This is a genomic window from Nocardiopsis potens DSM 45234 (genome assembly GCF_000341105.1).
GTDB lineage: Bacteria > Actinomycetota > Actinomycetes > Streptosporangiales > Streptosporangiaceae > Nocardiopsis_A > Nocardiopsis_A potens.
Genome location: NZ_ANBB01000033.1, coordinates 175524 through 194327 on the forward strand (window position 1 = coordinate 175524; position 18804 = coordinate 194327).

General features: G+C 72.5%; 17 protein-coding genes. 14 read left to right on the plus strand and 3 right to left on the minus strand.

Annotated features, from left to right (window positions below; genetic code table 11):
• Positions 1-245 precede the first annotated feature (245 nt).
• From secY to truA, 11 genes are all read left to right on the plus strand, one after another.
• On the plus strand, positions 246-1559 hold the full coding sequence (gene secY, locus D459_RS0112605) for a preprotein translocase subunit SecY (RefSeq protein WP_017593370.1): 1314 nt from the start codon (positions 246-248) through the stop codon (positions 1557-1559).
• A complete protein-coding gene (locus D459_RS0112610) occupies positions 1559-2209 on the plus strand; it encodes an adenylate kinase (RefSeq protein ID WP_026120330.1) in 651 nt (216 codons plus the stop codon). The genes secY and D459_RS0112610 overlap by 1 nt, the downstream gene beginning before the upstream one ends.
• Entirely contained in the window at positions 2209-3051 is an 843-nt protein-coding gene (map, locus tag D459_RS0112615) for a type I methionyl aminopeptidase (RefSeq protein ID WP_017593372.1), read from the plus strand. The genes D459_RS0112610 and map overlap by 1 nt, the downstream gene beginning before the upstream one ends.
• A gap of 96 nt (positions 3052-3147) precedes the next feature.
• A complete protein-coding gene (locus tag D459_RS0112620; protein ID WP_017593373.1) occupies positions 3148-3618 on the plus strand; it encodes a DUF1707 SHOCT-like domain-containing protein in 471 nt (156 codons plus the stop codon).
• A gap of 246 nt (positions 3619-3864) precedes the next feature.
• Positions 3865-4086 carry a translation initiation factor IF-1 gene (gene infA, locus D459_RS0112625; protein ID WP_017593374.1) on the plus strand — a complete coding sequence of 74 codons (222 nt, stop codon included), beginning with the start codon at positions 3865-3867 and terminating at the stop codon, positions 4084-4086.
• A gap of 70 nt (positions 4087-4156) precedes the next feature.
• Positions 4157-4270: a 50S ribosomal protein L36 gene (gene rpmJ, locus D459_RS0112630; protein ID WP_017537997.1), complete on the plus strand. Its 114-nt coding sequence runs from the start codon at positions 4157-4159 to the stop codon at positions 4268-4270.
• Between the two features lie 169 nt (positions 4271-4439).
• Entirely contained in the window at positions 4440-4820 is a 381-nt protein-coding gene (gene rpsM / locus D459_RS0112635) for a 30S ribosomal protein S13 (protein ID WP_017593375.1), read from the plus strand.
• A 61-nt stretch (positions 4821-4881) separates the two neighbouring features.
• Complete coding sequence (gene rpsK / locus D459_RS0112640; RefSeq protein ID WP_017593376.1) at positions 4882-5289, plus strand: 30S ribosomal protein S11; 408 nt, start codon at positions 4882-4884, stop codon at positions 5287-5289.
• A gap of 146 nt (positions 5290-5435) precedes the next feature.
• Entirely contained in the window at positions 5436-6446 is a 1011-nt protein-coding gene (locus D459_RS0112645; RefSeq protein WP_017593377.1) for a DNA-directed RNA polymerase subunit alpha, read from the plus strand.
• Positions 6447-6515: 69 nt separating this feature from the next.
• Positions 6516-7016, plus strand: a complete 501-nt coding sequence (rplQ, locus tag D459_RS0112650; RefSeq protein ID WP_026120331.1) for a 50S ribosomal protein L17 — start codon at positions 6516-6518, stop codon at positions 7014-7016.
• A 97-nt stretch (positions 7017-7113) separates the two neighbouring features.
• The gene (gene truA / locus D459_RS0112655; RefSeq protein WP_017593379.1) at positions 7114-8019 is read left to right on the plus strand and encodes a tRNA pseudouridine(38-40) synthase TruA; all 906 of its coding nucleotides are present in this window, start codon (positions 7114-7116) and stop codon (positions 8017-8019) included.
• Between the two features lie 1634 nt (positions 8020-9653).
• Here truA and D459_RS36920 read toward each other — a convergent pair.
• Positions 9654-10577: a hypothetical protein gene (locus tag D459_RS36920; protein ID WP_017593380.1), complete on the minus strand. Its 924-nt coding sequence runs from the start codon at positions 10575-10577 to the stop codon at positions 9654-9656.
• Between the two features lie 1731 nt (positions 10578-12308).
• On the opposite strand from D459_RS36920, the gene rplM reads away from it, so the two are divergent.
• The 3 genes from rplM (at position 12309) to glmM (ending at position 14816) form a co-directional block, all read left to right on the plus strand.
• The gene (gene rplM / locus D459_RS0112665) at positions 12309-12758 is read left to right on the plus strand and encodes a 50S ribosomal protein L13 (RefSeq protein WP_026120332.1); all 450 of its coding nucleotides are present in this window, start codon (positions 12309-12311) and stop codon (positions 12756-12758) included.
• Between the two features lie 37 nt (positions 12759-12795).
• Positions 12796-13302 carry a 30S ribosomal protein S9 gene (rpsI, locus tag D459_RS0112670; protein ID WP_017593382.1) on the plus strand — a complete coding sequence of 169 codons (507 nt, stop codon included), beginning with the start codon at positions 12796-12798 and terminating at the stop codon, positions 13300-13302.
• A gap of 170 nt (positions 13303-13472) precedes the next feature.
• Complete coding sequence (gene glmM / locus D459_RS0112675; RefSeq protein ID WP_026120333.1) at positions 13473-14816, plus strand: phosphoglucosamine mutase; 1344 nt, start codon at positions 13473-13475, stop codon at positions 14814-14816.
• A gap of 227 nt (positions 14817-15043) precedes the next feature.
• Here the strand turns inward: glmM and D459_RS0112680 are convergent, their stop codons facing one another.
• Both D459_RS0112680 and glmS read right to left on the minus strand, forming a co-directional pair.
• Complete coding sequence (locus D459_RS0112680) at positions 15044-16549, minus strand: M1 family metallopeptidase (protein WP_017593384.1); 1506 nt, start codon at positions 16547-16549, stop codon at positions 15044-15046.
• A 217-nt stretch (positions 16550-16766) separates the two neighbouring features.
• The gene (gene glmS, locus D459_RS0112685) at positions 16767-18620 is read right to left on the minus strand and encodes a glutamine--fructose-6-phosphate transaminase (isomerizing) (protein ID WP_081620548.1); all 1854 of its coding nucleotides are present in this window, start codon (positions 18618-18620) and stop codon (positions 16767-16769) included.
• Positions 18621-18804 lie beyond the last annotated feature (184 nt).

Consider the following 18804-nt stretch of genomic DNA (forward strand, 5'->3'; position numbering starts at 1 on the left):
CGATCCCGGGCAGTGAAGCGATGCGGGGGCGCTCGCCGGTAGAACCCATTAGGTTGGGTACCGGCGGGCGCCCCCGAGCGCTTCCGCGACCCGCCAGACGGGCGATTGGCTGTTACAGTGCCTTACTGCTTGACCGATGACTCCAGGGTTCCGGGCGCGCACCCGGTGCCGACGACCTACGACGATTCAGGATCGGCCGCGATGTCTCGAACCGGTTCCGCCGCCGAAGCCGCGCAGGAGGAGACGTGCTAGGTGCGTTCGTTCGTGCGTTCCGCACGCCCGACCTGCGTAACAAGCTGCTGTTCACCATTTTCATCCTGACCGTCTTCCGGTTGGGATCGGTCATCCCGGCGCCGGGGATCGACTCGGCGGCCATCCGCGACCAGCTGGAGGCCGTGCAGTCCGCCGACGACTCGGGGATCTACTCCCTGATCAACCTGTTCAGCGGCGGAGCCCTGCTGCAGCTGACGGTGTTCGCGCTGGGCATCATGCCCTACATCACCGCGAGCATCATCATCAACCTGCTGACCGTGGTGATCCCGCGGCTGGAGGCCCTCAAGAAGGAGGGCCAGGCCGGCCAGGCCAAGATCACCCAGTACACGCGCTATCTGACGCTGGCGCTGGCGGTCCTGCAGTCCACGAGCTTCATCGCGATGGCGCGCAGCGGGCAGCTGTTCCAGCAGCAGATCCCGGTGCAGACCTACATGCCCAACGACGACCTGCTGACCCTGATCACCATGGTGTTCACCATGACGGCGGGGACCGCGGTCATCATGTGGTTCGGTGAGCTGATCACCGAGCGCGGCGTCGGCAACGGCATGTCGCTGCTGATCTTCACCCAGGTCGTGGCGATGTTCCCGTCCTCGATCGGGACCATCTGGCAGGAGCAGGACACCTGGGTCTTCGCGCTCATCTGCGTGGCCGGCATCGTGCTGATCGCCGGGGTCGTCTTCATCGAGCAGGCGCAGCGCCGGATCCCGGTGCACTACGCCAAGCGGATGGTGGGCCGGCGGATGTTCGGCGGCAGCTCCACCTACATCCCGCTCAAGGTGAACCAGGCCGGCATCATCCCGGTCATCTTCGCCTCCTCGCTGCTCTACCTCCCGCAGCTGGCCATCGGCCTGTTCGGGCAGAACTCCGACAACGCGGTTGTGAAGTTTCTCAACGAGTACTTCGTCGGGGGCACGCATCCGGTCTACATGGCCACGTTCTTCGTACTGATCATCGGGTTCGCCTTCTTCTACGTGGCCATCACCTTCAACCCCGCTGAAGTCGCCGACAACATGAAGAAGTACGGTGGGTTCATCCCGGGTATCCGGCCCGGGCGTCCGACCGCGGAGTACCTGGACTACGTCCTGACCCGGCTGACGACCCCCGGATCCCTGTACCTCGGGGTCATCGCTCTGCTGCCGATGGTGGCTCTGGGCGCGTCCGGCGCGTCGCAGAACTTCCCGTTCGGCGGTACGAGCATCCTGATCATGGTCGGTGTCGGGCTGGACACGGTGAAACAGATCGAGTCTCACCTCCAGCAGCGGAACTACGAAGGTTTTCTGCGATAGTGCGTGCCGTACTTGTGGGTCCCCCGGGTGCCGGGAAAGGCACCCAGGCTCAGATCCTGGCGTCAGAACTGTCCATCCCCAAGGTGTCCACCGGTGACATCTTCCGGGCCAACGTGAGTGGCGGTACCGAGCTCGGCAAGCGTGCCAAGAGCTACATGGACCGCGGCGACCTCGTCCCCGACGAGGTCACCAACGAGATGGTGCGCGCCCGGCTCGGCGAGCCGGACGCCCGCGAGGGCTTCCTGCTCGACGGGTTCCCGCGCAACGTCGCCCAGGCGGAGACGCTGGACGGCATGCTCAAGGAGATGGGCACCGGGCTCGACGCGGTCCTGGAGCTCAAGGTCGACGAGGACGAGGTGGTCAAGCGCCTCTCCGGGCGCCGCTCCTGCCGCGAGTGCGGCCGGGTGTACCACCTCGACTACGACCCGCCGGCGAAGGAGGGCGTCTGCGACGCCTGCGGCGGCGAGCTCTACCAGCGCGACGACGACCGCGAGGACGTCATCCGGCACCGGCTCCAGGTGTACCGGGAGCAGACCGAGCCGCTGGTCGCCTTCTACGAGGAGCAGGGCGTCCTGGTGACCATCGAGGCGATCGGTGAGGTCACCGAGGTCACCGGCAGAGCGCTGAGCGCGCTCGGAACCGGGTCCTGATGTTCCGCAAGGCCCAGCCGGACATCCAGGTCAAGACGGCCGAGCAGATCGCGAAGATGCGGGAGGCCGGCAAGGTGGTGGCGCGCGCCCTGAACGCGGTGCGCGCCGCCGCGGCCCCCGGTGTCTCGACGCTCGACCTGGACGCGGTCGCCGAGCGGGTGATCCGGGACGCCGGCGCGATCCCCTCGTTCAAGGGCTACGGGGGCGGCGGCGGTGTCCCGGCCTTCCCCGGCTCCATCTGCGCCTCGGTCAACGAGGAGGTCGTGCACGGCATCCCGCGGGCCGAGCGGGTGCTGCGCGAGGGCGACACGGTCTCGGTGGACTGCGGCGCGATCCTGGACGGCTGGCACGGCGACTCGGCGATCACGGTCGCGGTCGGCGAGGTCTCCGCGGCCGACCGGAAGATGATGGACGTCTGCCGGGAGTCGATGTGGCGCGGGATCGACCAGCTGCGCCCCGGGCGGCGGCTCGGCGACATCGGCCACGCCATCGACTCCTACATGCGCTCCCAGGGGCGCTACGGCAACGTCCAGGAGTACGGCGGGCACGGCATCGGCACCGAGATGCACATGGAGCCGCACGTGCTCAACTACGGGCGGCCCGGCAAGGGCATCGAGCTGGTGGAGGGCATGGTCCTCGCGATCGAGCCGATGACCAACCAGGGCACCCGGCACGTGGCGGTGCTGGAGGACGACTGGACCGTGGTCACCCGGGACGGGGCCCGCTCCGCGCACTTCGAGCACACCGTCGCGGTCACCGCCGAGGGGCCGCTGGTGCTCACCGCCCGGGAGGACGACCGGGACGACATCGCCCGCCGGGGCTTCCCCGACCCGGGCCTGTAGAACCGGCCATCGGACCGGAATCCGCCGGCGGGCCCCTCCCTATAGGATGGGCCCGTCAGCGTAAGGGCGGGCTTTTCGGGCGAGGGCGGTGGATCCGTGGTCGATGACCCCCTCGACCTGCGGGCCGGAGACGCCGAGCGGGACCGGGTCGCCAAGTTCCTCCAGGAGAGCTTCGCGCAGGGGCGGCTGGACAGCGGGGAGTTCAGCTCCCGGCTGGAGTCGGCCTACCGGGCGCGCACCCGGCGCGAGCTGGAGGCGGTGACCGCGGACCTCCCGGACGGGGAGGCGGCCGCGCCGGAGCCGGCCGCGGTCCGGGCCGAGCCGGCCGCGCTGCCGCCGGAGCGGGGGGTGCTCCGCGATCCCGCGCTGCTCATCCCGTGGGGGCTGTGGGCCGGGGTGAACACCCTGTGCTTCGTCATCTGGCTGATCCTCTTCCTCACCGGGGAGGTCGGCTACCCGTGGTTCCTCTGGGTGCTCTTCCCGTGGGGGATCGTGATGCTCTTCATCACCATCACCCTGGCCCTGCTGCAGCGCGGCGGCGGTGAGGCCGAGGAGGCGGGGGAGTGAGCCCCCGCCCTGCGCGCCGCGGGTGACCGGGCAGTGGCGCGGGCAGGATAGACTGGCCATGCCCACACTCGGGTTGTTGGGTCCGGCTGCCTTCTTTCGCATCCGCTGGGATCAGTGCGTATGCTGTCGCAGTTGACCTGATTGTCAATGTTCGATTCAGCAGTGTGCCCCGTCGGCCCGATCCGGGCCGGCCGGTCTTATGCTTCCCCGGCCTGCGCCGGGGGCGATTCCTGAAGCGTGGAGGATATGGCTAAGAAAGACGGCGCCATCGAGATCGAGGGCTCCGTTATCGAGTCCCTACCCAACGCGATGTTCCGAGTGGAGCTCGACAACGGGCACAAGGTCCTTGCCCACATCAGCGGCAAGATGCGGATGCACTACATCCGCATCCTCCCCGACGACCGCGTCGTCGTGGAGCTGAGCCCGTACGACCTCACCCGCGGGCGCATCGTTTACCGCTACAAGTAGCCACCCAAGGCCGCCTGCCGCCGCCCCGGTCCACCCGGGACGGCCAGGGCGGCCCGAGTTCGGAGACACCATGAAGGTCAAGCCGAGCGTCAAGAAGATCTGCGCGAAGTGCCGAGTGATCCGCCGCCACGGCCGGATCATGGTCATCTGCTCGGACCCGCGCCACAAGCAGCGCCAGGGCTAGATCCCCGGCGCCGGCTCTTCCCGGCGCAACGCGTTTGAAGAAGGCCTGTTCCGGTTCCCGCGGTGCGCGGGGACAACCCCCGGTCGGAGGCCGGGGCCTCGTCGAAAGGGCGACGAGAGGGCAGTGGAACGGGTAAGACCTCCGCACAGCACGAAGGAGCTTCGCCCACATGGCACGCCTTTCCGGCGTCGACCTCCCGCGCGACAAGCGCGTGGAGATCGCTCTCACCTATGTTTTCGGGATCGGCCGCACCCGCGCGATCGAGACCCTCAAGAACACCGGGGTCAGCCCCGACACCCGCGTGCACCAGCTCACCGAGGACGAGCTCGGCCGCCTGCGCGACTGGATCGACGCGAACTACCAGGTCGAGGGCGACCTGCGGCGCGAGGTCCAGGCCGACATCCGCCGCAAGATGGAGATCGCCTGCTACCAGGGCATCCGTCACCGCCGCGGCCTTCCGGTCCACGGTCAGCGCACGCAGACCAACGCCCGCACCCGCAAGGGCAAGAAGAAGACCGTGGCCGGCAAGAAGAAGGCCGGCAAGAAGTAGTCCGCCCGGCCCCCGCACGCACGCGGGCCGTACGGATCGATGATCTTGGGAGAGTGAAGGAATGCCGCCTAAGGGCCGCCAGCAGGGCGCCGCGCGCAAGGTGCGCCGCAAGGAAAAGAAGAACATCGCCCACGGGCATGCTCACATCAAGAGCACGTTCAACAACACCATCGTGAGCATCACCGACCCGACCGGTGCGGTGATCTCGTGGGCGAGCTCCGGGCAGGTCGGCTTCAAGGGGTCGCGCAAGTCCACCCCGTTCGCCGCCCAGATGGCCGCCGAGGCCGCCGCCCGCCGCGCCCAGGAGCACGGGGTGCGCAAGGTCGACGTCTTCGTCAAGGGTCCGGGCTCCGGCCGCGAGACCGCGATCCGCTCGCTCCAGGCCACCGGCCTGGAGGTGGGCTCCATCCAGGACGTCACGCCGGTGCCGCACAACGGCTGCCGTCCGCCGAAGCGCCGCCGGGTCTGACCCGCGCAGCGCAGCAGCGCCGCGCCGCCCGCGGGGTCCGCATCGGGCCCCCGCGGAGCGGGTAGGCAGTTGAAGAGGCTCCGCGACCGCGGGGCCGTCCAGTGGCCGTCATATAGCGGGCGGCCGTGGGAAAGGAAAACCGTCACATGCTGATCGCTCAGCGTCCGACCCTCTCCGAGGAGAGCCTGTCGGAGCTCCGGTCCAAGTTCGTCATCGAGCCGCTGGAGCCGGGCTTCGGCTACACCATCGGCAACTCGCTCCGGCGGACCCTGCTCTCCTCCATCCCCGGTGCGGCCGTCACCAGCATCCGCATCGAGGGCGTCGAGCACGAGTTCACCACCGTGCCCGGCGTCAAGGAGGACGTCACCGAGATCATCCTGAACCTCAAGGGCCTCGTCGTCTCCTCGGAGCACGACGAGCCGGTTCTGATGTACCTGCGCAAGCAGGGCCCCGGTGTCGTCACCGCAGCGGACATCGCCCCGCCGGCGGGGGTCGAGGTGCACAACCCCGACCTGCACATCGCCACCCTCAACGGCAAGGGCAAGCTGGAGATGGAGCTGACGGTCGAGCGCGGCCGCGGCTACGTCTCGGCGACCCAGAACAAGCAGCCCGGCCAGGAGATCGGCCGCATCCCGATCGACTCCATCTACTCGCCGGTCCTGCGGGTCACCTACAAGGTCGAGGCCACCCGTGTCGAGCAGCGCACCGACTTCGACCGGCTGATCCTGGACATCGAGACCAAGCCGTGCATCCGGCCGCGCGACGCCGTCGCGAGCGCCGGCAAGACGCTGGTCGAGCTGTTCGGGCTGGCGCGGGAGCTCAACGTCGACGCCGAGGGCATCGACATGGGCCCGTCCCCCACGGACGCCGCGCTCGCCGCCGACCTGGCGCTGCCGATCGAGGACCTCAACCTGACGGTTCGCTCCTACAACTGCCTCAAGCGGGAGGGGATCCACAGCGTGGGCGAGCTGGTCGCCCGCTCCGAGCAGGACCTCCTGGACATCCGCAACTTCGGTGCCAAGTCCATCGAGGAGGTCAAGCAGAAGCTCATCGACATGGGCCTCTCGCTGAAGGACTCCCCGCCCGGATTCGACCCGAGCAGCGCGGCGGACTCCTACGGTTCCGACGACGACTACGTCGAGACCGAGCAGTACTAGAAGACGTCGCCCATGGTCTGCGGCGGCCGTGTGCCGGGCTGCGGACCGCATCACTAGGAGAACCACACCATGCCCACGCCAACGAAGGGGGCCCGCCTGGGCTCCGGGCCGGCTCATGAGCGGCTCATGCTGGCGAACCTGGCGACCTCGCTGTTCCAGCACGGCCGCATCAAGACCACGGAGGCCAAGGCCAAGCGCCTGCGTCCGTACGCGGAGAAGCTCATCACCCTGGGCAAGCGCGGCGACCTGCACGCCCGCCGCCAGGTGCTGCGCACGATCACCGACAAGTCGGTCGTGCACGAGCTGTTCACCGTGATCGGCCCGCGGTTCGAGAACCGCGAGGGCGGCTACACCCGGATCACGAAGATCGGGCCGCGCAAGGGCGACAACGCCCCGATGGCCGTCATCGAGCTGGTCGAGGCGCTGAACCGCCCGGCCGCCAAGACGGTCAAGGCGGAGGAGGCCCCCAAGGCCGAGGAGGCTCCGAAGGCGGAGGAGACCGCCGCCGAGGAGACCCCCGCGGAGGAGGCTCCCGAGGAGCAGGCCGAGGCGAAGGCCGACGAGAAGTAGGCTCCGCGCACTGCGGGCCGCCGGTGCCCGGTCCCCGTCTGGGGGCCGGGCACCGCTGCTTTCCACCGTTCTTTCGACGCCGCACGGAGGGGAACCGATGCCCACGGAAGACGCCGCCGGGGAAGACGCCGTCGGGGGAGAAGCCGCCGGGGGAGGTCCGGAGGAGGTCCGGATCCGGCTGGACATCGCCTACGACGGATCCGGCTTCTCCGGGTGGGCGGTGCAGCCGGGCCGCCGCACCGTCCAGGGGGTGCTGCAGGAGGCCCTGGCCCGGGTGCTGCGGGTGCCGGAGGTGCAGCTGACCGTCGCCGGGCGGACCGACGCGGGGGTGCACGCCCGCGGCCAGGCGGCCCACGCCGACGTGCCCGCGGCGGTCTGGGCCGCGGAGGGGGAGCGGGTGCCGCGCCGGCTGGCCGGGGTGCTGCCGCCGGACGTGCGGGTCACCGCGGTCCGGCCCGCCCCGGACGGTTTCGACGCCCGGTTCTCCCCGCTGTACCGGCGCTACGTGTACCGGGTGGACGACACCCCGAGCGGGGTCGACCCGCTCCGCCGGCACGATGTGCTCTGGCACAAGCGCCCGCTGGACGCCGACCGGATGAACCGCGCCGCGGCGCTGCTCCTCGGCGAGCACGACTTCGCGGCGTTCTGCAAGCGCCGGGAGGGTGCCACCACCGTCCGCGAGCTGCAGCGGCTGGAGTGGGTGCGGGAGGAGGGCCGCCGCTGCGCGGCCACCGTGCAGGCGGACGCCTTCTGCCACAACATGGTCCGCGCGCTGATCGGCGCGATGCTCGCGGTCGGCGACGGCCGCCGCCCGGAGGAGTGGCCGGCCGAGGTGCTGGCCGCCGGGGTCCGCGACCCCGCGGTGCACGTCGTCGCCCCGCACGGCCTGAGCCTGGAGGAGGTCGCCTACCCCCTCGACACCGACCTCGCCGCCCGCGCCCGCCTCACCCGCCGCGTCCGCACCCTCCCGCCCGCAGCCCCGCAGCAGCCCTTCGGCCCCTGACGGGGCTCCCCGACGGCTTCCCAGCGGCTTCCCGACGGCAGAGGCAGGGCCGGGGCCAAGCCCCCACCCGGGTGCGGCTCCTCACGGGGCGGGGGTTCAAACGGGCGGCGACGGCAGGGAGGGGGACTGGCCGGTCGGTCGGGTGCGGCGCTTCGCGGAGCGGGGGTTCAAGCGGGCAGTGAAGGCGGGAGGGGGACCGGCCGGTCGGTCGGGTGCGGCGCCTCACGGGGCTGAGGTTCAAGCAGGCAGTGAAGGCGGAAGGGGCACCGGCCGGTCGGTCGGGCGTGCCGTCTCGCGGAGTGACGGTTCAAGCGGCGGCAAGGGTAGGGGCGGGGCCGGCCACTCCAGCCGGGTGCGGCGCCCCACGGGGCCGAGGTTCAAGCGGGCAGCGAAGGCGGGGAAGGGCACCGGCCGGTCGGTCCGGCGCGGCGTCCTGCGGAGCGAAGGTTCAACCAGGCGGCGACGGCAAGGGTAAGGGCGGGGCGCAGGCCTCACCCGGGTGCAGCGTCTCACGGGGCCGAGGCTCAAGCAGGCAGCGAAGGCGGGAAGCGGGACCGGCTGGTCGGTTGGGTGCGGCGCCTCGCGGAGTGACGGTTCAGGCAGGCGGCGACGGCGGCGGTAGGCGCGGTGCCGGGCATCTCAGCCGGGTGCGGCGCCTCGCGGGGGCGGGGGCGCCCCGGCGGCGCGGGCCGGCCCGCCTGCCCGCGCCCGCCAGGGGCCTTATCCCTGTATGCCTGGTTCGCAGCGGGGATCGGGCGGGGGCGGGGGCGCCCTGCGCACCTCCGCAGCACCCCGAGTACATCTACCAGCGAGTAGTAAGCCCCGAAGCCCCCGCGACCCCCTCGCTGGTTACCCAGAGTGGCCAAGCAGGGCTCCCCGGAAGAACAAAAGCGGCATTCCGCCCCCACTCTCGCTCTTCCCTTGTTTCGGCCCTCTGTGTTGCGGCCTTGCGGGTGGCCCGACCCCTCCATTGCCGACCTGATCGGCCCCGTTCGGGCCCCTCTGGGGCCGATCCGGGCCGGGATGCGCGCCCGGGAATCACCGGGGTGCTCTCGCGGTGCGCAGGGCGCCCCTCCCCGCGATCACCGTGCGTATTCACTCAGGTCAGGGAGGGGTGGCGGTTTCAGAGGTGGCCGGCCCCGGCGCCGGGGCGACGCGAACCCGCCGCTCCGGCTCACCCCGACCGGCCCCACCCGCTCTGCCGCGCCCGACCGACCAGCCGGTTCCCACTGCCGCCGTCGCCGCGGGCCTGAACCCTCGCCCCGTGAGGCACCGCGCCCGACCGACTGGCCGGTCCCCCTACCGCTCTCGGTGCCTGCTTGAACCTTCGCTCCGCGAGGCGCTGTACTCGGGCGACCGCCTTCGCCCTGCCCCCACCGCTGCCGTTGTCGCTCGTCTTGACCTTCGCTCTGTGGGGTGCCGCGCCCGACCGACTGGCCGGTTGTCCCCCTCCCGCCGTCGCTGCCGCTTGGACCTTCGCTCTGTGGGGTGCCGCACCTGACCGACCGGCCGGTGCCCCTCCCCGCCGTCGCCGCAGGTGTGAACCTTCACCCCGTGAGGTGCCCGTACAGAGAAGAGAGGGCGGCCGCCGGGGTGGCGGGCGCCCTCTCTCTGTGGCCGGGGTGCGTCGGGGGCTACTCTGCGGCCTGCTCGGCCAGGGAGTTCAGGGTGGTGTCGACGAAGCCGCCGCCGACCTTCTCCAGGTCGGCTCCGCCCTCGCCGGGGGCGCTGCCGTCGGAGTTGGCGGCCAGGCTGAACAGCAGGTAGGGGCCCCACTGGCCGCCGCTGCCCTGGCCGGCGGAGCGGTCCAGCTGCTCGGCGCCGCTGCCCTCCTTGCCCTTCAGGCCGGCGAACCACTGGTTGGCGCCCAGGTCCTGGGCCTCCAGGGCCGCGGTGGCCTGCTCGGCCGAGTCCATGGCGGCGACGCCCGCGGTGACCGCGACCGCCCCGTCGGCGTCCACGTAGGTCGCGCGGATCACCTGGCGGCAGCCGTTCTCCTCGAGCACCCCGCCGTAGGAGCCCTGGCCCACGGTGGCGCAGTCCTCGGTGTCGTCGACCAGGGCCAGCTCGTACTCGGTTCCCTCGACGGTGAGGCTCTCCGGGAACAGCCCGCCGGACTCCAGCGCCGCCGGGGTCTCCGGGGGCGTGGACGTCCCGCCGGAGGAGAGCCCGGCCTCGTCCTCCCCGCCGCCGTTGGCGAGCAGGAACGCCCCGCCCCCGCCGGCCGCGAGCAGGGCGACGAAGCCCACACCGATCAGCACCTTGGTGCCGGTTCCGGTGCGGCTCCCCGACCCGGCGCGGCGGCGCGGCGGCTCGTCGTCGTAGTCGTCGAGCCCGGACAGGTCGATCTCCGCGGTGGCGTTGGCTCCGGAGGGCGGCGCCTCGTCGCGGAACATCGGACGGCCGCCGAACTCCTCGGAGACCCGGGGCACGGCCTGGGTCGCGTCGTCGGAGCCGACCGCGGCCATGTTCTGGGTGGCCCCGCCGGCGTCATCGGGGAAGTACGGCTCCTCCTCCACCGGGACGGCGCCGTCGGGGACGTCGGTCGGGCCGATCACCCGGCCGCGCAGCGGCTGATCCGGCGGGGTCTCCCGGGGGGCGCCGGGGTGCGGTCCGGGAGGCGGCTGCGGTGCGCCCGGGGGCGGCCCCTGCGGGGCGCCGGAGGGCGGCTGCGGCCCGCCGTTCGGCGGGGCCTGGGGAGTGCCCGGAGCAGGTGCGCCCGGTGCGGGCGCGCCCGGCGCCGGGGCGGCCGGCCCGAGGGCGGCGGGGAGGCCCTGCGGGGCGTGCGGCGCGGCCGGAGCGCCCTGCTGCGGCCCCTGCGCCGCGTCCGCAGGGGTGCCGGGGAGGGCGGCGCGGGGCGTACCCGAGGCGTTCGGCGCGGCCGGGTGGCCGGGCGCACTCGGAGCGGGGGCACCCGCGGCGGTCGGGGCGGCCGGGTGGGCGGGTGCGCCCGGACCGGGGGCCAGCGGGCCGTCCTGCGGCGGTCCGGGCGGCGGCTGCGGTCCACCGGGCGGGGGGCCCTGCGGCGGTCCCGCGAGGGGGCGCTGCCCGTCGGTGGGAGCGCTCATCGGGGGGCGCTGCCCGCCGGTCGGCGCGTTCACGGGGGGCTGCTGACCGCCGGTGGGGGCGCTCATGGGAGGGCGCTGGCCGCCGGTCGGCTGGTTCATCGGCGGGCGCTGGCCGCCGGTCGGGGCGCCCATCGGGGGGCGCTGTCCAGCGGTGGGGGAGCCCATCGGGGGGCGCTGTCCACCGGTGGGGGCGCTCATGGGAGGGCGCTGGCCGCCGGTCGGCTGGTTCATCGGCGGGCGCTGGCCGCCGGTCGGGGCGCCCATGGGCGGGGACGCCGGCGGGCGGCCGGGGCCGGGGGGAGGGCCCTGCGGTGGGCTCTGTGGCGGACCCGGCGGCGGGCCCATCGGGGGGCGCGGGCCGCCGGCGGGGGCGCCGGTCTGCGGGGCCGGGGCGGGGCCGGGCCGTCCGTGCCGGGGCCCCTGGGGAGCGCCCGGCGGCGGCCCCTGGGGGGCGCCCTGCGGGGGGTAGGGCGGCACCGGGGGTGCCTGAGGGGGCCGGGGGGCGCCGTGCGGCGGGCCGGCCTCGGGACGCCCGGTCGGCCGCTCGTCGGGGCCGGGGCGACCTGCGCTGGGGTCGTTCGGATGCGGTGTGATGGGACTACTCCGTTGCCTGTCCTGAGGCGCGGCGCGGACGCGGGGGGCGTGCGCCGGGCGGAAAACGGGGCCTCGGGTCGGGTTCAGGGGACCGAGCGGTCCCGCGGGGGGCGCCTCGGTGCGCCGGAGCGCGGGAGGGACGCGCTATGCTCACTGCCGACTCTAGCGTCCGGTTCGCGCCTATGAGGTGACGGTATGACGGTAATCTCCCGGAAGACCCGGTGAGGCCGCTCCCCAGGACGCGAAAAGCCCGGCGGAGCGGGCATCGGGCGCCGTCCCCCTCCGAGCGACACGCCGAAGACCGGACGAAGCACTCCCCGCTCGGGGCATAATGAGATGTAGGAGTAGTCACCTGTCGCGGCGCGACCGCGGGTCGGCCCCCGCTTCGGCGCGGGCCGCTTTGACCTGCGGTGCACTGCAGCGATATGATGCTCCGTCGTTGTGCGTTGAGTTGCCGTGGGCTCCCTTGACATCCCGTTGGGCGCCGACCACGCATCATCGTCTGCGCACTCAACACCGGATCACCCCCTGCAGGCAGTACACCGGGGACCCGGGCAAGGAATACGAGTCCTCCATTCCTCCTCGCGGAGGGGTGGACCACGCCGACTGAGACGAAGGCTTACGATCGTGCGCACATACAGCCCCAAGCCCAGCGATGTCCAGCGTCAGTGGCACGTCATCGACGCCAGCGATGTCGTGCTCGGCCGGCTGGCCAGCCACGTCGCAACGCTGCTCCGAGGCAAGCACAAGACCTACTACGCGCCCCACATCGACACGGGCGACTTCGTGATCGTCGTGAACGCCGAGAAGGTCGCGCTGACCGGTCGCAAGCGGGAGCAGAAGCGGGCCTACCGGCACTCCGGCTACCCGGGCGGTCTCCGCTCCGTCGCCTACAGCGACCTGCTCGAGAAGCACCCCGAGCGGGCCATCGAGAAGGCCGTCAAGGGCATGCTCCCCAAGGGTTCTCTCGGTCGCCAGATGGCCAAGAAGCTGAAGGTCTACGCCGGGTCGGAGCACCCGCACCAGGCCCAGAAGCCGGTGCCGTTCGAAATCACCAAGATCGACCAGCCCGCCTAGGCGTTCGCGAGAGCTACAGGAAGTTACGAGGAGAACCGTGGTCGAGCCCACCGGCATCGAAGACGTCCAGGAATTCGACGGGAGCGAGGAGTTCCCGGCCGAGTACACCAGCGAGTCCGCCCCGGAGACCGGTGCGGCCTATGTCCCCACCGCCTCCGGCCCCGGCGCCGGCACCGGCCGCCGCAAGAAGGCCGTGGCCCGCGTCCGGATCACCCCGGGCGCCGGTGAGTGGAAGATCAACGGCAAGCCGCTGGAGACCTACTTCCCGGACAAGGTCCACCAGCAGGAGATCAAGGAGCCGCTGGTCGCGCTGGGCTTCGAGGACGCCTACGACGTCTTCGCCCGGCTGCACGGCGGCGGCCCCAGCGGCCAGGCCGGTGCGCTGCGGCACGGCATCGCCCGCGCCCTCGCCGGCCTGGACCCGGAGAACAACCGGCCGACCCTGAAGAAGGCCGGGTTCCTCACCCGCGACTCCCGCGAGGTGGAGCGGAAGAAGGCCGGTCTCAAGAAGGCCCGCAAGGCTCCGCAGTTCTCCAAGCGCTGACCCGCTTCCAGGGAACGCCCGCCGGTTCGCCCGGCACATGCTACGGCCCGCCGGTCCCCCGTCCCAGGGGTGGCCAGTGCGGGCCATAGCTGTTTTCCGGGGTCTCCGCACCGGGGACCCCTACCCCTCACAGACAAGTATCCGCTTCCCAACGAAGGGGCGAATGCCACGTGGCTCGGTTGTTCGGTACTGACGGGGTGCGGGGGGTCGCCGGGCGCGACCTCACCGCCCGCCTGGCCCTGGACCTCTCCATCGCCGCCGCACGGGTGCTCACCGAGGACGGCACCGCGGGCCCGCGCCCGCTGGCGGTCGTCGGCAGGGACCCCCGGGCCTCCGGGGAGTTCCTGGAAGCGGCGATGGTGGCCGGGCTGGCCAGCGCCGGCGTCGACGTGGTCCGCCTCGGCGTGCTGCCCACCCCGGCGGTCGCGCACCTCACCGACGAGCTCAAGGCCGACTTCGGCGTGATGCTCTCGGCGAGCCACAACCCCGCGCCGGACAACGGGGTGAAGTTCTTCGGTCGCGGCGGGCAGAAGCTCCCGGACGAGGTGGAGGACCGGATCGAGGCGGCCCTGGCCGAGCCGGCCGAGGGCGCGGTGAACGGCGCGGTGGGCAGGGTGACCGAGGCCGCGGACGGGGCGGAGCGCTACGTCCGGCACGTGCTGGAGTCGCTGCCGAACCGCCTGGACGGGCTGAAGGTCGTGGTGGACTGCGCGCACGGGGCCGCCTCCGGGGTAGCGCCCGAGGCGCTGCGCCGGGCCGGCGCCGAGGTGATCGCGATCGGCACCGAGCCGGACGGCCTCAACATCAACGAGGGCTGCGGCTCCACCCACCTGGAGGCGCTGCAGGCCGCGGTGCGCGAGCACGGCGCCGACGCCGGGATCGCGCACGACGGCGACGCCGACCGCTGCCTGGCGGTCGCCGCGGACGGGTCGGTCGTCGACGGCGACCAGATCCTCGCGGTGCTCGCGCTGGAACTGCAGGAGGCCGGCCTGCTCGCCGACTCCACCCTGGTCGTCACCGTGATGAGCAACCTGGGGCTCAAACTGGCGATGGCCGAGGCCGGCGTCACCGTGGTGGAGACCCCGGTCGGCGACCGGTACGTGCTGGAGGCGATGCGCGAGGGCGGGTTCTCGCTCGGCGGCGAGCAGTCCGGGCACGTCGTGCTGCTGGACCACGCCACCACCGGCGACGGCCTGCTCACCGGGCTGCGGCTGCTGGCGGCGGTCTCCCGCCGCGGGCTGGCCCTGGGCGAGCTGGCCAAGGTGATGACCCGGCTGCCGCAGGTGCTGGTCAACGTGCGCGGGGTGGACAAGTCCCGGGCGTCGACCGACGCGAAGGTCGCGGCCGCGGTGGCGGTGGCCGAGTCCGAGCTGGGCGAGTCCGGCCGGGTCCTGCTCCGGCCCAGCGGCACCGAGCCGATGGTCCGGGTCATGGTCGAGGCCGCGGAGGAGGCCCAGGCCCGCGCGATCGCCGAGCGCCTGGCCGCCGTGGTCGAGACGGAACTCGCGGTCTGAACCCGCAGGCCCGCGGACACGTCGCGGCCCCCGCCCGGAGCATCCGGACGGGGGCCGCTTCCGTTCCCGGGCGCTCTCCCCGGTGGCCTCGGCGCTGCGGCCCCGCCGGAGCGTTCGGACAGGGCCGGAACGCCGAGAGCACCGCCTCGGGGCGCGCCCCGGTGTCCCCGCGGGCCGGCCGGGAGGCCGGCCGCGGCGGGGCACCGGGGCCCACCGCCGGGGCCGGGTCAGTGCCGGTGCAGCAGCTCCCGGTTGCGCTCGATGGCCTCCCAGGAGTCCGGCTCCTCCGGCGCGGACTTCAGGCTCGCCGCGGTGCCCTCGGTCCCGGGCGGGGCCGGCGGGCGGCCCTGGGAGTAGAGCCAGGTGTCGTAGACCTCGCCGAGGTCCTTGCCGGAGACCTGCTCCGACATCTCGATGAACTCCTCGACGGTCCCGTTGCCGTGCGCGTTCTTCTCCTGCCAGGAGCGGAGCAGCTCGCCGAAGGCGTCGTCGCCGATCTCGGTGCGCAGCGCGTGCACCGCCAGCGCGCCGCGGTCGTACACGGCCGAGTGGAACACGTTCTCCGCGCCGGGGTCGCCCGGGGTCACGTCCCAGAACGGGTCGTCGGCCGGGTAGGAGTGGTAGGTGTACTCGGCCAGCTCCTGGGCGGTCCCCTCGCCCTCGTGCTCGGACCACATCCACTCGGAGTAGCTGGCGAAGCCCTCGTTCAGCCAGATGTCGTCCCAGCCCTCGACCGAGACGTGGTCGCCCCACCACTGGTGCGCCAGCTCGTGCGCGACCACGTAGGTGTTGGAGCCGCGGAGGAAGAACGCGTGGCTGTAGACCGGCCGGGTCTGGGTCTCCAGCGCGAAGCCGAGGTCGGCGTCGGGGCCGGCCACCACCCCGCCCAGGGCGTTGTACGGGTAGGGCCCGAAGGACTCCTCCTGGAACTCCAGGATCTCCGGCCCGCGCTCGATGCTGGCCTTGGCCGGGCCGGCCAGCGAGCCGAGGCTCTCCGCGTAGGCGTCGTAAACCGGCAGGCCGGAGTCGGTCTCGCCCTCGTGCGCCTCGTACTCGCCGACCGCGAGGGTGGCCAGGTAGGTGGCGGACGGTCGGTCCTGGCGCCAGGTGTAGGTGGTCTTGCCGCCGAGCGTCCGCTCACCGGTGAGCACGCCGTTGCTGATCGCCTCGTACCCCTCGGGGACCGAGACGCGGACGTCGAAGGTGGCCTTGTCCAGCGGGTGGTCGTTGGAGGGGAACCACCACCACGCCGCCTCGGGCTGGCCGAGCGCGATCGCGCCGTCCGGGGTCCGGGTCCACCCGGTCACCGAGCCGTCCCCCCACTTCACCGAGGAGGGGACGTCGGAGTACTTGACCACCGCGGTGAGCCGGTCGCCCTCGGCGACCGGGGAGCGCGGGACGACCTCCACCTTGTGCTCGCCGGCTGCGGAGAAGTCGGCCTTCCGCCCGTTCACCCGGACCGAGTCCACGTCGAGCAGGAAGTCCAGGGTGAAGGAGTCCAGGTCCTCGGTGGCGGTGGCGACCAGGGTGGCGGTGCCCTTGAGCCGGTCGGTGTCCGGGGCGTAGTCCAGCCGCAGGTCGTAGTGGCCGACGTCGTAGCCGGGGTTCCCGTAGTCGGGGAAGTAGGGGTCGCCGATGCCTCCGGCCGGATCGGCCGAGGCGACCGGCGCCGCGGCGAGCAGCAGCGCCGCCGCGGCGGCACCGGCGCCGCCGCGCAGCAGAGTGCGTCGCATGGGGGGATACCTTCCTGGGAGGGACGGCGTGACCGGGGGCGGTCACGTTTCGCACTGCGGTAACCGCTTTACCCCGGGTCCATGATCGGCGAACCGGCCACATCCGGCCCATCCGCCACGCCGTCCCGACCAGGCCGGAAAGGGGCCGGAACGGCACGAGGGGGACGGCCCCGCACCGGGCCGCCCCCCTCGCCGGATCCGCTCCGCGGACCGGGCCCTACTCCACGGTCACGCTCTTGGCGAGGTTCCGCGGCTGGTCCACGTCGTTCCCCTTGGCCAGGGCCAGCTCGCAGGCGAACACCTGGAGCGGGACGGTGGCCACGACCGGCTGCAGCAGGGTGGGCACCGCCGGGATCTCGATCAGCTCGTCGGCGAACGGCCGCACCGCCTCGTCGCCCTCCTCGGCGATGACGATGGTGCGGGCGCCGCGGGCCCGGATCTCCTGGATGTTGCTGACGATCTTGTCGTGCAGCACGCTGCGGCCCTTGGGGGAGGGCACCACCACGACGACCGGCAGGCCGTCCTCGATGAGCGCGATCGGGCCGTGCTTCAGCTCGCCGGCGGCGAACGCCTCGGCGTGCATGTAGGCCAGTTCCTTGAGCTTGAGCGCGCCCTCCAGCGCCACCGGGTAGCCCACGTGCCGGCCGAGGAAGAGCACGGTCTCGGCGCCGCTGAGCGAGCGGGCCAGCTCGCGCACCGGGCCGACGGTGTCCAGCACCCGCTCCACCTGCTCGGCCATGGTGGCGAGCTGGGAGATGACCGCGTTCACCTCGTCGCCGAACTTGAGGTTGCGCACCTGGGCCAGGTAGAGGCCGATCAGGTAGCAGGCGACCAGCTGGGTGAGGAAGGTCTTGGTGGCGGCCACCCCGACCTCCGGGCCGGCGTGGGTGTAGAGCACGCCGTCGGACTCGCGCGGGATGGTGGAGCCGTTGACGTTGCAGATCGCCAGCACCCGGGCCTGCTGCTCGCGGGCGTGCCGGACCGCCATCAGGGTGTCCATGCTCTCGCCGGACTGGGAGATCGCGATGACCATGGTCTGCCGGTCCAGGATCGGGTCGCGGTAGCGGAACTCGCTGGCGACCTCCACCTCGCACGGGATCCGGCACCAGTGCTCGATCGCGTACTTGGCGATCAGGCCCGCGTGGTAGGAGGTGCCGCAGGCGATGATCACGATCTTGCGGATCTCGCGCAGCTCCTCGGGGGCGATCCGCATCTCGTCCAGGGAGAGCGTGCCGTCCGCGCCGACCCGGCCGAGCAGGGTGTCGGCGACCGCCTTCGGCTGCTCGACGATCTCCTTGAGCATGAAGTAGTCGTAGCCGGCCTTCTCCGCGGCGGAGGCGTCCCAGTCGACGTGGTACTCGCGCACCTCGGCGGGGCGGCCGTCGTAGTCGGTCACGGTGACCGAGTCCCGGCGCAGCTCGACCACCTGGTCCTGGCCCAGCTCGATGGCGTCGCGGGTGTGCGCGATGAACGCGGCCACGTCGCTGGCGAGGAAGTTCTCCCCGTCGCCGCGGCCCACCACCAGCGGCGAGTTGCGGCGCGCGGCCACCACCAGGTCGGGGGCGCCGACGTACGTGGCGACCAGGGTGAACGCGCCCTCCAGGCGGCGGCAGACCGAGCGCATCGCGGCGGCCAGGTCGTCGTCGCCGCGCTCCTTGAGCTCCTCGGCGAGCAGGTGCGCCGCGACCTCGGTGTCGGTCTCGGAGGCGAACTTGCAGCCGCGCTCCTCCAGCTCGGCGCGGAGTGCGACGAAGTTCTCGATGATCCCGTTGTGGATCACGGCGACCCGGCCGTCGTTGTCCACGTGCGGGTGGGCGTTGAGGTCGGTGGGGGCGCCGTGGGTGGCCCACCGGGTGTGCCCGATCCCGATCCCGTCCGCGGTGCGCGGCGTCTCCTCCAGCGCGCGGCGCAGGTTCTCCAGCTTCCCGGCGCGCTTCTCGGTCTCCAGCCGGCCGCCGGAGAGGACGGCGACGCCCGCGGAGTCGTATCCGCGGTACTCCAACCTTGCCAGGCCGTCAACGACGACTTCGAGCGCCGGTTGCGGCCCGACGTAGCCAACGATTCCGCACATGGGCGCAAGCGTAGTTCACGGAGGGGCCCATCGCCGCCTTCCGTGGTGTGGACCAATCGTCGTTTTCGCAGGTAGCGGTATAGACCAGTTGGCGGCCCCGGCGGTGGAGCCCCAGGTGGGGAGGGGGGTCGGCGGCCGCCGGAGGCGACGGAAACGGGCGAAGCCGGGAAAAAGAAGAGACTGG

Coding starts and splice junctions, on each gene's coding strand:
- glmS (WP_081620548.1), bottom strand. CDS start 18,620: ATGTGCGGAATCGTTGGCTACGTCGGGCCGCAACCGGCGCTCGAAGTC.
- rpmJ (WP_017537997.1), top strand. CDS start 4,157: ATGAAGGTCAAGCCGAGCGTCAAGAAGATCTGCGCGAAGTGCCGAGTG.
- rplQ (WP_026120331.1), top strand. CDS start 6,516: ATGCCCACGCCAACGAAGGGGGCCCGCCTGGGCTCCGGGCCGGCTCAT.
- rpsK (WP_017593376.1), top strand. CDS start 4,882: ATGCCGCCTAAGGGCCGCCAGCAGGGCGCCGCGCGCAAGGTGCGCCGC.
- rpsM (WP_017593375.1), top strand. CDS start 4,440: ATGGCACGCCTTTCCGGCGTCGACCTCCCGCGCGACAAGCGCGTGGAG.
- map (WP_017593372.1), top strand. CDS start 2,209: ATGTTCCGCAAGGCCCAGCCGGACATCCAGGTCAAGACGGCCGAGCAG.
- D459_RS0112645 (WP_017593377.1), top strand. CDS start 5,436: ATGCTGATCGCTCAGCGTCCGACCCTCTCCGAGGAGAGCCTGTCGGAG.
- D459_RS0112680 (WP_017593384.1), bottom strand. CDS start 16,549: ATGCGACGCACTCTGCTGCGCGGCGGCGCCGGTGCCGCCGCGGCGGCG.
- infA (WP_017593374.1), top strand. CDS start 3,865: ATGGCTAAGAAAGACGGCGCCATCGAGATCGAGGGCTCCGTTATCGAG.
- truA (WP_017593379.1), top strand. CDS start 7,114: ATGCCCACGGAAGACGCCGCCGGGGAAGACGCCGTCGGGGGAGAAGCC.